Genomic DNA, 13,280 nt, shown 5'->3' on the forward strand with positions numbered 1-13,280 from the left:
TCGACCTGCCGGACCAGACGGTCATGGTGGTCCAGCACACGGGCGGGGGTCGGGCCAAGGCGCTCGTACCGGACCTGCGTAAGGCCGGTGCGCAGGAGCACGCGGCCGGCAGGCTCTCCCGCCACATGGACGTGGTGGGATTCGTGCGCTCGGAGTTCCGGGGTCTCGACGTCCGGGTGGCCCCCGAGGCGTGTGAGGCCCTGGTGGAGGCGGTGGGCACGGACCTTCGGCAGCTGGCGTCGGCGTGTGGCCAGCTGGTGGCCGACACCGGGGGGAAGGTCGACGTCGAAGCGGTGCGCCGTTATCACTCCGGGGTCGTGGGGGTCAGCGGCTTCACCGTGGCCGAGCGCGCGGTCACCGGGGATGTGGCCGGCGCGATCGAGGCGCTCGAATGGGCCATGCACACGGGAGTCCCGCACGTCGTGTTGGCGGACGCTCTCGCGGACGCCGTGAACTCGATCGCCATGGTGGGCACCCAACGGGGCACCCCGCCGGCCGAACTGGCGCGGCAGGGCCTGCCTCCGTGGAAGGTCAAGAAGGTCACCGCGCAGACCCGGTACTGGTCCATCGACACCCTCGGCAGCGCCCTCCAGGTGGTGGCCCGCCTCAACGGCGAGGTCAAGGGGCAGGCGGAGGACACCTCGTACGCGCTCGAGCGGGCGGTGCGGGAGGTGGGGTCACTGGCCGGCGTCGCCTAGAACGCGACGAGGGCCCACCACGCGCACTCGATCGGTGCGGGGGTGGGCCCTCGGAGCCTCATCGCGGCGGCGAGCGACGCGGGGCTGTGCTCCCCGACTGGGGGAGCGGGTCGCCTCAGAGCGCGTTGACGGCCTTGGCGAGCGACGACTTCTTGTTGGCGGCCTGGTTCTGGTGGATGACACCCTTGGTGGCGGCCTTGTCGAGCTGACGCGAGGTGGCGACGAGGAGGGCGCCGGCCTTGGCCTTGTCGCCGGCCTCGGTGGCCTCACGCAGGCTGCGGATGGCGGAACGCAGAGACGACTTGATCGACTGGTTGCGGAGACGGTTGCGCTCGTTGGTGAGGTTCCGCTTCTTCTGGGACTTGATGTTTGCCACTGGTCACACCTTCGGTCGTGTGTCGACGGCTCCGCGGGGGATCCGGTCGATCTGATGTCATGTCTCTAGTCCGCTCGAACACGCGCAATGCGATCCGGTGGACACCGACGACCCACTTTACCAGCGGCGGCGTCACCGGCCAAAACGCGTGACGGGTGGGCGAGCACCCGGTCGGGCCCGTGTCGGGCTGCCCGCCACCACCGCCCGTCAGCGCCAGCCGTAGTCCGAGCGCAACCGGTCCGCGACCCGGTCGAACGTGGCGCGGGAGCAGACGGCCCCCTCGCGTCGGATGCCCTGTTCGGGCACGTCCAGCACGCGGTCCAGGCGGACCCAGCTCGGTCGGCCCTCCGCGTCCCACGGTCCGGTGCCGAGCCCGAGCCACCCCTCGTCGTCGTCCCGCCTGTCCTGCGAGGAGAGCATGAGGCCGAGCAGTCGATCGCCGTCGCGGCCCACCACCAGGACCGGACGGTCCTTCCCGCGTCCGTCGGCCTCCTCGAACTCGACCCACGTCCACACGATCTCTCCCGGATCGGCCCGACCGTCGAGGTCGGGTGCGTAGGAGACGGTCCGCGCGCGACTCGACGTGGGCACGGTCCCGGACGTGGTGGGTCGTCCCGCCCCCACGGCCCCACGCGGCGCGGCGGAGGTGATCCCGCGATCCTCGAGGCGCCGACGCACCTCGAGGGCCACCGTCGGTCCGTACTTGCGGCTCATCCGGGCCGCGGTGCGACCCATCCGGGCCCAGTCGATCGCCATGTCCGCCAGGGTAACGGCATCTAGGATCCCGGTTCATGGACATGCTCTTGGCGGTGGTGTGGGCGGACGACCCGGAACGTGCCGGGCCCGACGCCTCCCGGCTGCGGTCGGACATCGCCCGGGCGGTGGACGGCCCGCTCGCCGACCTCGGGGTGACCGAGTACGTGGTGAACGTCCGCGACGAGGCGGTGGCCGGCGCGATGATCGACGTGCAGGTGACCCCGCGGCCGGTGCTCGCGGCGGTCCGCGCGCGGGTGCCGGTGGCCTCGGCCACCGCCTGCGCCGGCGTCCTCGACGCCCTTCGCGGGCTGGGCCCGGTCTCCGCGTGGTCGGTGACCGGATCGGAGCCGCTCCGCGTGCCGGAGCCGGGGGAGGACGGGAGGTGTCCCGGGATGGCCAATCTGGCCTTCCTGCGTCGCCCCGGGCGGCTGGACCGCGACGAATGGCTGCGCGTCTGGCTCGAGGAGCACACGCCGGTGGCGATCGAGACGCAGTCCACCACCGCCTACACCCAGCACGTGGTGGTCCGCGCACTGACCGGGGACGCGCCGGAGATCGCGGGGATCGTCGAGGAGGTGTTCCCGATCGAGGCGGCCGGGGACCTCGGGGTGTTCTTCGACTCCCGGGGCAGCGATGAGAGGATGAGCCACAACATCAAGGCCATGACCGCCTCGACGGCCCGGTTCCTCGACGACGGCACGGTCGACGCGATCCCCACGGGACGGTACGTGATGCGTATCCGGAGCCCGCACGTGTGACAATGGGGGCATCGCCCGGTCGGACCGCACCCCGCCACGCCCGGGCCCGCCTCCAGGAGTGATCGAGATTCCCAACTTCGCAGAGACGACGTTCACCGATCCGGCCAGGATCAGGAACTTCTGCATCATCGCGCACATCGACCACGGCAAGTCGACGCTGGCCGACCGCATGCTGCAGATCACCGGTGTGGTCGAGGAGCGGCTCATGCGGGCCCAGTACCTCGACCGCATGGACATCGAGCGCGAACGCGGCATCACCATCAAGGCGCAGAACGTCCGCCTGCCGTGGGTGCCGCGCTCCGGTGCCCACGAGGGTGAGGAGATCGTGCTGCACATGATCGACACCCCGGGCCACGTGGACTTCACCTACGAGGTCTCCCGCGCCCTCGAGGCGTGCGAGGGGGCGATCCTGCTGGTGGACGCCGCGCAGGGCATCGAGGCCCAGACGCTGGCCAACCTGTACCTGGCCATGGAGAACGACCTCGAGATCATCCCGGTGCTCAACAAGATCGACCTCCCCGCGGCGGACCCGGACCGCTTCGCCGAGGAGATCTCCCACATCGTGGGGTGCGAGCCGGAGGACGTCCTGCGGGTCTCCGGCAAGACGGGCGTGGGCGTCGAGGAACTGCTGGACAAGGTGTGTGACGTGATCCCCGCGCCGGTGGGCGACCCGGACGCCCCGGCCCGCGCGATGATCTTCGACTCGGTCTATGACACCTACCGAGGCGTGGTCACCTACGTCCGGGTCTTCGACGGGACGCTGAATCCGCGCGAGAAGGTCAGGATGATGTCGACGGGGTCGACGCACGAGGCGCTCGAGGTCGGGATCATCTCGCCGGAACCCAAGGTGACCAAGGGGTTGGGCCCGGGCGAGGTCGGGTACCTGATCACCGGGGTCAAGGACGTCCGCCAGTCCAAGGTCGGTGACACGATCACCAGCGCCCGCGGCGGGGCGGAGGAGCCTCTGGCGGGGTACAAGGAGCCCAACCCCATGGTGTTCTCCGGGCTGTACCCGATCGACGGGTCCGACTACCCGGTCCTGCGCGACGCCCTGGACAAGCTGCAACTCAACGACGCGTCGCTCGACTACGAGCCGGAGACCTCCGTCGCGCTCGGTTTCGGCTTCCGCTGCGGTTTCCTGGGTCTGCTGCACATGGAGATCACCCGGGACCGGTTGGAGCGGGAGTTCAACCTCGCCCTGATCTCCACCGCGCCGAACGTGGTGTACCGAGTGGTCGCCGAGGACGGAACCGAGCACCAGGTCACCAACCCGTCGTACTGGCCCGAGGGCAAGCACCGCGAGATCTTCGAGCCGATCGTCAAGTGCACGATCATCGTGCCCAGCGAGTTCGTGGGCACCGTCATGGAACTGTGCCAGTCCAAGCGCGGCGAGATGAAGGGCATGGACTACCTGTCCGAGACCCGCGTGGAGCTGCGCTACGTCATGCCGATGGGCGAGATCATTTTCGACTTCTTCGACTCGCTCAAGTCCCGCACCAAGGGATACGCGTCGATGGACTACGAGGAGGCCGGCGAGCAGGCGTCCGATCTGGTCAAGGTCGACATCCTGCTGCAGGGGGAGGCCGTGGACGCGTTCTCCGCGATCGTGCACCGGGATTACGCGCAGGCCTACGGCAACAAGATGACGGGCAAGCTCAAGGAGCTCATCCCGCGTCAGCAGTACGAGGTGCCCATCCAGGCGGCGATCGGCGCGAAGATCATCTCCCGCGAGAACATCCGCGCGATCCGCAAGGACGTGCTCTCCAAGTGCTACGGCGGCGACATCAGCCGCAAGCGCAAGCTGCTCGAGAAGCAGAAGGAGGGCAAGAAGCGCATGAAGTCGATCGGTCGCGTGGACGTCCCCCAGGAGGCCTTCGTGGCCGCGCTGTCCGCGGACTCGAGCGCGGACAAGAAGTGAGCGCGGACGAGTAGTAGCGGCCGTCGGGTCCGCCCGGGCTCACGCCCAGGTCCTCGCTCTGTGTCGCCGTACGGCGGACCGGTTGGTGCAGCGGGTCGAGCAGTACCGCTTGCGTCCGTTGCGGGTGGTGTCGGCGAAGACGTCCGCGCAGTCGTCGGCCGCACACCGGGCCAGACGGTCGATGCCGCGTGAGGTCAGGTGGAGTGCGGTGCCCACGGAGAACATGGCGGTGAGCAGTCGGGCGAACGAGACGTCGTCCGCGCGGTAGTGCACGTGCCAGTGGCCGTCGTGGTCGGTCAGGCGTGGCGGCGCCGAGTGGTCGGCGAGCAGGGCGTTGAGGGCGTCGGCCCGCCCGCGGGGGTCGGTGGTGTCGACGACGACGAGCCAGTCGTCGAGAAACGTCAGCACCTCCTCGAGGTCCTCGTCACACGCCCCCCGGTCGATGGTCACCCCCGATTCGCGGCAGCGGTCCACCAGTTCGCGGGTGGTGCGGGGGCGGCGGTTCGCCAGGTCGGCGGCGAGGGTCACCGGATCGGCCCCGTAAGGGTTGATATACACAAACCGATTACAGCACAGTGATCGGTATGCCTCAGTCATTCGCGGGTCTGGCCGCGTCCCCGGCGGTGGGGGTCTCCGTGTGGGTCCTGGCCGCGCTCGTGCTGGCCGCGTTCGTCGCCGGCTGGGTCGACTCGGTGGTCGGCGGGGGAGGACTCATCCAGCTCCCGGCGCTGGTGCTCGGACTGCCCGCGGATGCCTCGACCCCGGAGATCCTCGGGACCAACAAACTCTCCTCGGTCGCCGGGACGCTGGTCGCCTCCCTGACCTACCTGCGCCGGATCCGGGTGCCGATCGGGATGGTGCTCCCGCTGGTGGTCGCGGCGTTCGCCGGGTCGGCCGCCGGCTCGTCGGTCGCCAGGTTCATCCCGAGGGACCTGCTCACGCCGGTCGTCCTGGTGGCCGTCATCGTGGTGGGCGCCTACACGTGGTTCCGGCCCACCATGGGTCGCACCCACGAGAACCGGTACACCGGGTGGGCGCGCATCTGGCGATCGGCGCTGATCGGTCTGCTGATCGGGTTCTACGACGGGGTCCTGGGTCCGGGGACCGGGTCGTTCTTCGTGATCGCGATCGTCGCGTTCCTGGGCTTCGGCTTCCTGCAGGGGACCGTGGCGGCCAAGCTCGCCAACCTCACCACCAACATCGCCTCGATCCTGGTGTTCGGCATCCACGGCGAGGTGCTGTGGCTCATCGGTGGCTGTATGGCGGTGGCCAACCTCACCGGGGGGTTCATCGGCGCGCGGATGGCGATGCGACACGGCAACGAGTTCATCCGGGTGGTGTTCCTCGTGGTCATCGGCATCCTGGCGGTCAAGTTGGCGTGGGACACGGTGGCCCAGTGGACGTGAGGCGTCCCGCGGAGCCGACGTAGACTCGCCCCCATGACCCTCCCGAGCCCCGAACCCGGCCGCCACCCGCTGCTCGACGAGTCACCGTTGCCGTACGGGTTGCCCGACTTCGCGGCGATCGACGAGGCGGAGCTGGAGCCGGCCATCCGGACGGCGATCGACGACCACGCGGCCGAGGTCGCGGCGATCGTGGCCAACCCGGAACCGCCGTCCGTCGCCAACACGGTCATCGCCCTCGAGCGGTCGGGCCGGGCGCTCCACCGGGTCCTGTCGGTGTTCTACGGGCTCCTCGGTCCGGATGCGACCCCCGCCCGGCTCGACGTGGACCGGGTGGTCTCGCCGCTCCTGGCCGCCCACGGCTCGGCCGTCATGACCGATCAGGGCCTCCACGCGCGGGTCGACGCCGTCCACTCGGCGTTGGAGTCGGGGGAGCTGGAGGTCGACGACGAGACCGCGCGGCTGATCCGTCGGCATCACCGTGACCTCCTCCGGGCGGGTGCGGGACTCGACGAGGCGGGCCGCGAGCGGCTGACGGCGATCGACACCCGGTTGGCCGAACTGACCACGGCGTTCGGGGAGAACCTGCTCGCCTCCACCGCCGAGCTCGCCGTCCCCGTGACCGACGAGGCGGAGCTGGCCGGGCTGCCCGCGTCCATGCGCTCATCGCTCGCCGCCGCGGCCGCGGAGGCGGGACGCGAGGGTTGGCTCATCCCGCTGGGACTGCCCACGGTGCAGCCGATCTCCGCGTGGCTGGACCATCAGGGTCTGCGGCGGCGGGTCATGGAGGCCTCGCTGCGACGGGGTTCGACCCCGGAGCACGACAACTCCCCGATCGTCCTGGAGATCGTCCGGCTCCGCGCCGAGCGCGCGCACCTGTTGGGGCTGGGCTCCCACGCCGAGCACGTACTCGCCGTGGAGACGGCCGGGTCGCCCGAGGCGGCACGAGGTCTGCTGCTCGACGTGGTCGACGCCGCCGTCACCAATGCCCGCAACGAGGCCAAGGACCTGCTCGGCGGGGACGACCGCGAGTTGAACCCGGCCGACTGGGCCTGGGAGTCCGAGCGGCTGCGCGCCGACCGCTTCCAGGTGGACGACGCACGCGTCCGGCCGTACTTCGAGCTCGAGCGCGTAATGCGCGACGCGGTCATGCACTCGGCCTCCGAACTCTACGGCCTGCGCTTCGCCGAGCGGACGGACCTGCGCGGATTCCTCCCGGACGTCCGGGTGATCGAGGTCTTCGACGACCAGCGGGACCAGCCCGACGCCGGGATCGGTCTGCTGCTCCTCGACTACTACGCACGTCCGACCAAGCGGGGCGGGGCCTGGATGAGTTCGTTCCGCGACCAGTCCCGGCTCCTGGATTCGCGTCCCGTCGTCGTCAACGTCATGAACCTGTCCCGCCCCGCGGCGGGTGAGCCGACGCTGCTCACCATGGACGAGGTCACGACGATGTTCCACGAGTTCGGGCACGCCCTCCACGGCCTGCTCTCGGACGTGGAGTACCCGGTGTTCTCCGGGACCTCGGTGCCCCGCGACTTCGTCGAGTTCCCCTCACAGGTCAACGAGATGTGGGCGCGCCGGCCGGAGATGCTCGCGCGATACGCCCGGCACGTGGAGACGGGGGAGCCGATCGCCGAGGATCTCGTCGCGCGGATGCGGGAGGCCGAACGCTTCGGTGAGGGGCAGGCCACCGTCGAGTACCTCGCCGCCGCCCTCCTGGACCTGGCCTGGCACTCGCTGACCCTCGAGGAGGCCGAAGCGGTGACGGATGTCGACGAGTTCGAGGCCAGGGTGCTGGCCGAGGCGGGACTGGACGTCCCCGGCGTCGAGCCCAGGTACCGGTCGCGGTACTTCCAGCACATCTTCGCCGGCGGGTACTCGGCGGCCTACTACTCCTACTTCTGGGCCGAGGTGCTCGACGCGGACGCCGCCGAGTGGTTCGCCGAACGTGGGGGACTGAAGCGGTCCTCGGGGGACGCGATGCGCCGTGAGGTCCTGTCCCGCGGCGGGGCGATCGACTTCCTCGACGCCTACCGGGCGATGCGCGGTGCGGACCCGAGTCCCTCGGCGCTGCTGCGTCGCCGGGGCCTGGACAGTTCGGTGGTGGGCGGCCGCGAGGTCGCCACCGCCGGCCGGTCGTAGGATCGATCCGTGACGGCATTCCTCGAGTTCTGGGACAGGGTCGAGCTCTGGCTCGCCACCCTGCCGTTCCCCCTGCAGGTGTTCATCATGCTCGCCGCCGGAGTCCCGCTGTTCTTCCTGGTCGCGGTGGTCGTCGAGCGGGTGGCCGATGTGCTCGTGCACCGGTTCCGGGGGCTCGTCGCCGCCGGGGACCCCGAGACCGGGAAGGAGGTCCTCTGATGCCCCGGTCGCGTGTGACTCTCGCCCTGATCCTGCTGATCGCGCTCGTCGTGATCGCGTGGCTCATCCTCGACGTCTGGTGAGGACAGGCCGTCCGCGGAACCGACTCTGCGGGACGGACTCCGGACGTACACTCCCTCCATGCAGCGCCTGAGTGGACTTGACGCCAGCTTCCTCTACTTCGAGACCAGGGCCCAGCTCCTGCACGTGTGCGGGTTGATCGTCCTCGACGGGTCCGAGATGAACGGCGGCTACTCGTTCGACGCGCTGCGGGCGGAACTCGCCCGCCGGGTCACCGGGATGCCGGGTTTCCGGCGCAAGTTGCACGACTCACTGCTGAACATCGACCACCCGGTGTGGGTCGAGGCCGAGGACTTCAACATCGACCACCACCTCCACCGGGTCGGCCTGCCGGAACCGGGTGGTGACGAGGTCCTCGCCGAGTTGTGCGGTCACCTGGCCAGCCAGCCGATAGACCGATCGATGCCGCTGTGGCAGATGTACGTCATCGAGGGGCTGCCCGACGGACGGTTCGCGGTGTTCGCCAAGATGCACCACTCGACCGTCGACGGCGTCACGGGCGCCAACATGATGTCCCAGCTGTGCTCGCTCACCCCGGAGGATCCGTCCCTCGACCAGGAACTGGTGCAGGAGACCGCCGGAGGCTCGGGAGCCCTCGAACTGGCCGTCGGCGGGGCGTTGTCCCGGCTGGCCACCCCGTGGCGTCTGGCCTCGCTGTTGCCGGGGACACTGGGTGTCCTTCCCTCGTGGATCAACAGGGCCCGCAAGGGTCTCGCCATGCCGGCACCGTTCACCGCCCCGCGCACCCCGTTCAACCGCACCATCACCGGGCACCGGTCCATCTCTTACGCCAGTGTGGACCTGGACCAGGTCAAGCGGATCAAGAACGCCTTCGGCACCACCGTCAACGACGTCGTGCTGGCCCTCTGCTCGACCGCCCTGCGCAACTACCTCGACGACCTGGACGAGTTGCCGTCGAAGCCCCTCATCGCGATGGTCCCGATGTCGGTGCACGCCGCGGAGTCACGCCCCGGCACCAACCGGGTGTCGGGCATGTTCATGTCGCTCGCCACGGACATCGACGACCCGGTCGAGCGTCTGGAGTCGATCCGGGACGCCAACACCGTCGCCAAGGACCACACCGACGCACTCGACGCCAATCTCCTGACCGACTGGGCGCAGTTCGCGGCGCCGTCCGTCTTCGGTTCCGCGGTCCGGATGTACTCGCGCCTGAGGCTCTCCGAGCGCCACCCGGTGGTGCACAACCTCATCATCTCCAACGTGCCCGGTCCCAACATCCCGCTGTACTTCCTCGGGGCCAGGGTCACGAAGATGCTGCCGATGGGGCCGGTGTTCCACGGCGCTGGCCTCAACTGCACGGTGATGTCGCTCGACGGAGAGCTGCACTTCGGGTTCATCGCGTGCAAGGACCTCGTTCCCGACCCCTGGCCCATGGCCCACGCGGTGAGCGAGGCCATGGAGGAACTCGTCGAGGCCGCCGAGAAGCGCGAGGCGAGCGGGACCCCCACGGCGGAGCGGATGTCCGCCGCCGAGTTGGCGCAGTTGCGGAAGGACCTGAAGAAGGCGGGCCGTCAGTCGTCCGCGAGCAAGGACGGGGCCGCCACGAACGCCTCCGACCGACAGCGCCCGGCGAAGAAGGCCCCGGCGAAGAAATCGACCGCGAAGACGTCGACCGCGGAGAAGGCCCCGGCGAAAAAGGCTCCCGCGAAAAAGGCTCCCGCGAAGAAGGCCCCGGCAGAGAAGACGACCGCGGAGAAGACCCCGGCGGAGAAGACGACCGCGAAGAAGGCCCCGGCGAAAAAGGCTCCAGCGAAGAAGGCTCCCGCGAAGAAGACCTCGGCCACCACCAAGACGACAGCCGCCAGGAAGTCGACCGCCCCCAGGAAGACATCCACCGCGACCAAGCCGACCGCCGAGAAGACCACGGGCCGGACCGCCCCCGCCTCGACATCGGCTGGTGAGAAGTCGGCCTCCAGGACCGCCGCCGCGAGGAAGACCTCGGCCCGGAAGACGTCCGACAAGCCCACGGGTTCCAAGCCCGTCACCCCCGTCGAGCGCACGGCCAACCCGTCATCCGGCACTGTGGGCTCCGTGCCCAGACCAGACAACTCTTCCGCGTCCGAACCGGCGACCGGTACCGCCACGGGGCCCGACGCCGCCGCACCGACCTACAGCGCCCCGGCCGCCACCGTTCCGGACGAGGGGCCCGCGACCTCCGAGTCGGGGGGCGGTGAGACCGGTGGCGACCGCGTGACCGGTCAGGCGTGACGACCGGGGCCCACGATCCGGCTGGTCTCGCTCTCTCCCCGCCGCCGCGCGACCCGCGGGCGCCGTTCGGGATCTACCTCCACGTCCCGTTCTGTGCGTCCCGCTGTGGCTACTGCGACTTCAACACGTACACGGCGGGGGAACTCGGGTCCGCCACCTCGCCCGCCGACTGGGAACGGGCGGCCGCACTGGAGATCGAGCGGGCGGCGTCGGTGCTGGCCGGGTCGGGCACCCCGCCGAAGGTCGACACCGTCTTCGTCGGCGGCGGAACCCCGTCGCTGGTGGGTGCGGACGTCCTGGTGGGGATGCTCGATCGGATCCGGTCGACGTTCGGGCTCGCGCCCGGAGCCGAGGTGACCACCGAGAGCAATCCCGAATCCACCTCCCCGGAGTTCTTCGGACGACTGCGCGAGGGCGGATACACGCGGATCTCGCTGGGGATGCAGTCCACCGCGGCGCACGTCCTGCGCGTCCTGGACCGCGCCCACACCCCCGGTCGCCCGCAGGAGGCGGTCGCCGAGGCCGCCCGAGCCGGGTTCGACCACGTCAACCTGGACGTGATCTACGGGACGCCGGGGGAGACCGACGACGACCTCGCCCGCACCCTCGACGCCGTGGTCGACGCAGGGGTGGACCACGTCTCCGCCTACTCGCTCATCGTCGAGGACGGCACCGCCCTGGCCCGGAGAATCCGTCGGGGAGAACTGCCCGGGACCGTCGACGACGTGCTGGCCGACCGCTACGAACAGGTGGCGGAGCGACTGTCGCGCTCGGGGTTCCACTGGTACGAGGTCTCCAACTTCGCGACCGACGAGTCGGGTTACTGCCGTCACAACATGGGGTACTGGCGCGGCGGTGACTGGTGGGGGATCGGACCCGGGGCGCACTCCCACGTCGCCGGAGCCCGGTGGTGGAACCTGCGCCATCCCGCGCGCTACGCCGCGGCGTGCGACGCCGGGGACCTCCCGGTCGAGGGCGGGGAGCGACTGCACGACGACGACCGTCACCTCGAGCGGATCATGACCGGCCTCCGGCTGGCCGAGGGGCTCCCCGACGGGGCGTTCACGGCGCAGGAGAGGGAACGTGCGGACCTCCAGGTGTCGGCGGGTCTGCTACGGCGGCGGCCCGCCGACGGGCCCGACGGTCCCGGGTACGCGTTGACGGAGTCGGGCAGGTTGCTGGCGGACGGTGTCGTACGCGACGTCCTCCTGTAGAGCCGCTGGCCTAGAATCGTCTGTACGCAGGGCGCGAGGAGGGGGATCCATGTCGAGCACGGCCGATCGTAGGACCGAGGTCTTGCGCGCGATCGTCTCCGACTACATCGCCTCGCACGAGCCGGTCGGCTCCAAGACGCTGGTCGACCGCCATTCCCTGGGGGTCTCCAGTGCGACGATCCGCAACGACATGGCCGTCCTCGAGGCGGAGGGCTTCATCGTCCAGCCCCACACCAGTTCCGGACGGATCCCCACGGAGAAGGGCTACCGCCACTTCGTCGACTCGATCGAGGAGATCACCCCCCTCTCGCGCGCCCAGCGGAAGGCCATCCAGGCGTTTCTCGAGGGTGCCGTCGACCTGGACGACGTCCTCCGGCGGGCCGTGCGGTTGCTCTCCCAGCTCACCCGCCAGGTCGCCGTCGTCCAGTACCCGGTCCTGGGCCGCTCCACCGTGCGCCACCTGGAGGTGGTGAGCCTGGCCCCCACCCGTCTGTTGCTGGTGCTGATCACCGACACCGGCAGGGTGGACCAGCGGACCGTCGAACTCGCGGCCCCGCTGACGGACGACCATCTGGCCGAGCTCCGGTCCCTCCTCTCGGAGGCGGTCGCGGACAAGCGGCTCAGCGAGGCCTCCGAGGCCCTGGCGGCCACGCCTGACCGCGCTCGTCCGGACCACCGCGATGCGGCGGAACGGTGCGTGACGGTGCTGGTGGAGACATTGGTGGAGCAGCCCGACGACCGAATCGTCCTGGGCGGCACCGCCAACCTCACGCGCAGCGCAGCCGACTTCGACGGGTCCCTCAGGTCGGTCCTCGAGGCCCTGGAGGAGCAGGTCGTGATCCTCCGGCTGCTCTCGGCGGCGCAGTCCGTGGGGATGGGAGGGCCCGGAGGGGTCACCGTCCAGATCGGGGAGGAGACCCGGGCGGCGGAGATCCGCGGCGCGTCGGTGGTGTCCTCCGTGTACGGTTCCGAGCGCCAGATGCTCGGCGGGATGGGGGTGCTCGGGCCCACGAGGATGGACTACCCGGGAACAATCGCCTCGGTCGCCGCTGTTGCCCACTACGTGGGCGAGATCCTGTCCGGGCACTGACGCCCGTAGCCTCACCCGGGACCAGTTCTTCCATTGAGTTCATTTGACGAAAGGCGACACGTGTCACGCGACTACTACGGGACCCTCGGGGTCGATCGGGGTGCCTCGGAGTCCGAGATCAAGCGCGCCTACCGCAAGCTCGCCCGCGAGTTGCACCCCGATGTCAACCCGTCGGACGAGGCGCGTGAGCGGTTCACGGAGATCACGGCGATGTACGAGGTCCTCACCGACCCCGAGAAGCGCCGTGTCGTGGACATGGGCGGCGATCCCCTCGACTCGTCGCCCGGCGGCGGATACGGCGGCGGTTTCGGTGGCGGTGGCTTCGGCGCCGGCGGCGGTCTCGGCGACGTGTTCGAGGCGTTCTTCGGTGGCGGCGGGGGCGGCGGCGGACGC

Annotated in this window: 12 protein-coding genes and 1 pseudogene; 10 read left to right on the top strand and 3 right to left on the bottom strand. The window is 70.1% G+C overall.

The window, feature by feature from the left end; genetic code table 11:
• Positions 1 to 698, top strand: a 698-nt coding sequence (gene holA, locus G6031_RS13795) for a DNA polymerase III subunit delta (RefSeq protein WP_182653567.1), incomplete at its 5' end; no start/stop codon positions are given.
• 115 nt (positions 699 to 813) lie between these two features.
• Here the strand turns inward: holA and rpsT are convergent.
• Positions 814 to 1,074: a 30S ribosomal protein S20 gene (gene rpsT / locus G6031_RS13800; RefSeq protein WP_179524952.1), complete on the bottom strand. Its 261-nt coding sequence runs from the start codon at positions 1,072 to 1,074 to the stop codon at positions 814 to 816.
• Between the two features lie 207 nt (positions 1,075 to 1,281).
• Positions 1,282 to 1,830, bottom strand: a complete 549-nt coding sequence (locus tag G6031_RS13805; protein WP_182639854.1) for a type II toxin-antitoxin system PemK/MazF family toxin — start codon at positions 1,828 to 1,830, stop codon at positions 1,282 to 1,284.
• A 35-nt stretch (positions 1,831 to 1,865) separates the two neighbouring features.
• Between G6031_RS13805 and G6031_RS13810 the strand changes: the two genes are divergently transcribed.
• Together G6031_RS13810 and lepA are read left to right on the top strand one after the other, a co-directional pair.
• Entirely contained in the window at positions 1,866 to 2,588 is a 723-nt protein-coding gene (locus G6031_RS13810) for an EthD domain-containing protein (protein WP_182653568.1), read from the top strand.
• A 58-nt stretch (positions 2,589 to 2,646) separates the two neighbouring features.
• Positions 2,647 to 4,506 (top strand): translation elongation factor 4, encoded by a 1,860-nt coding sequence (lepA, locus tag G6031_RS13815; RefSeq protein WP_179524955.1) that lies wholly within the window; start codon positions 2,647 to 2,649, stop codon positions 4,504 to 4,506.
• A 39-nt stretch (positions 4,507 to 4,545) separates the two neighbouring features.
• On the opposite strand, the gene G6031_RS13820 is transcribed toward lepA, so the two are convergent.
• Positions 4,546 to 5,064, bottom strand: coding sequence for a CGNR zinc finger domain-containing protein (locus tag G6031_RS13820; protein ID WP_179524956.1), 519 nt, complete (start codon positions 5,062 to 5,064; stop codon positions 4,546 to 4,548).
• 26 nt (positions 5,065 to 5,090) lie between these two features.
• On the opposite strand from G6031_RS13820, the gene G6031_RS13825 reads away from it, so the two are divergent.
• From G6031_RS13825 to G6031_RS13855, 7 genes and pseudogenes are all read left to right on the top strand, one after another.
• The gene (locus tag G6031_RS13825; protein ID WP_179524957.1) at positions 5,091 to 5,912 is read left to right on the top strand and encodes a TSUP family transporter; all 822 of its coding nucleotides are present in this window, start codon (positions 5,091 to 5,093) and stop codon (positions 5,910 to 5,912) included.
• A 33-nt stretch (positions 5,913 to 5,945) separates the two neighbouring features.
• On the top strand, positions 5,946 to 8,054 hold the full coding sequence (locus G6031_RS13830) for a M3 family metallopeptidase (protein WP_182638774.1): 2,109 nt from the start codon (positions 5,946 to 5,948) through the stop codon (positions 8,052 to 8,054).
• Positions 8,055 to 8,063: 9 nt separating this feature from the next.
• Complete coding sequence (locus G6031_RS13835) at positions 8,064 to 8,273, top strand: hypothetical protein (protein ID WP_179524959.1); 210 nt, start codon at positions 8,064 to 8,066, stop codon at positions 8,271 to 8,273.
• Between the two features lie 141 nt (positions 8,274 to 8,414).
• A pseudogene (locus tag G6031_RS18950) lies at positions 8,415 to 9,794 on the top strand (wax ester/triacylglycerol synthase family O-acyltransferase); the annotation flags it as partial.
• Positions 9,795 to 10,579: 785 nt separating this feature from the next.
• Positions 10,580 to 11,797: a radical SAM family heme chaperone HemW gene (gene hemW, locus G6031_RS13845; RefSeq protein ID WP_182653570.1), complete on the top strand. Its 1,218-nt coding sequence runs from the start codon at positions 10,580 to 10,582 to the stop codon at positions 11,795 to 11,797.
• 49 nt (positions 11,798 to 11,846) lie between these two features.
• The gene (gene hrcA / locus G6031_RS13850) at positions 11,847 to 12,887 is read left to right on the top strand and encodes a heat-inducible transcriptional repressor HrcA (RefSeq protein WP_179524962.1); all 1,041 of its coding nucleotides are present in this window, start codon (positions 11,847 to 11,849) and stop codon (positions 12,885 to 12,887) included.
• Between the two features lie 60 nt (positions 12,888 to 12,947).
• Positions 12,948 to 13,280, top strand: a 333-nt coding sequence (locus tag G6031_RS13855) for a DnaJ domain-containing protein (protein WP_182653571.1), incomplete at its 3' end; no start/stop codon positions are given.

It is taken from the genome of Dietzia sp. CQ4 (assembly GCF_014145125.1).
GTDB lineage: Bacteria > Actinomycetota > Actinomycetes > Mycobacteriales > Mycobacteriaceae > Dietzia > Dietzia natronolimnaea.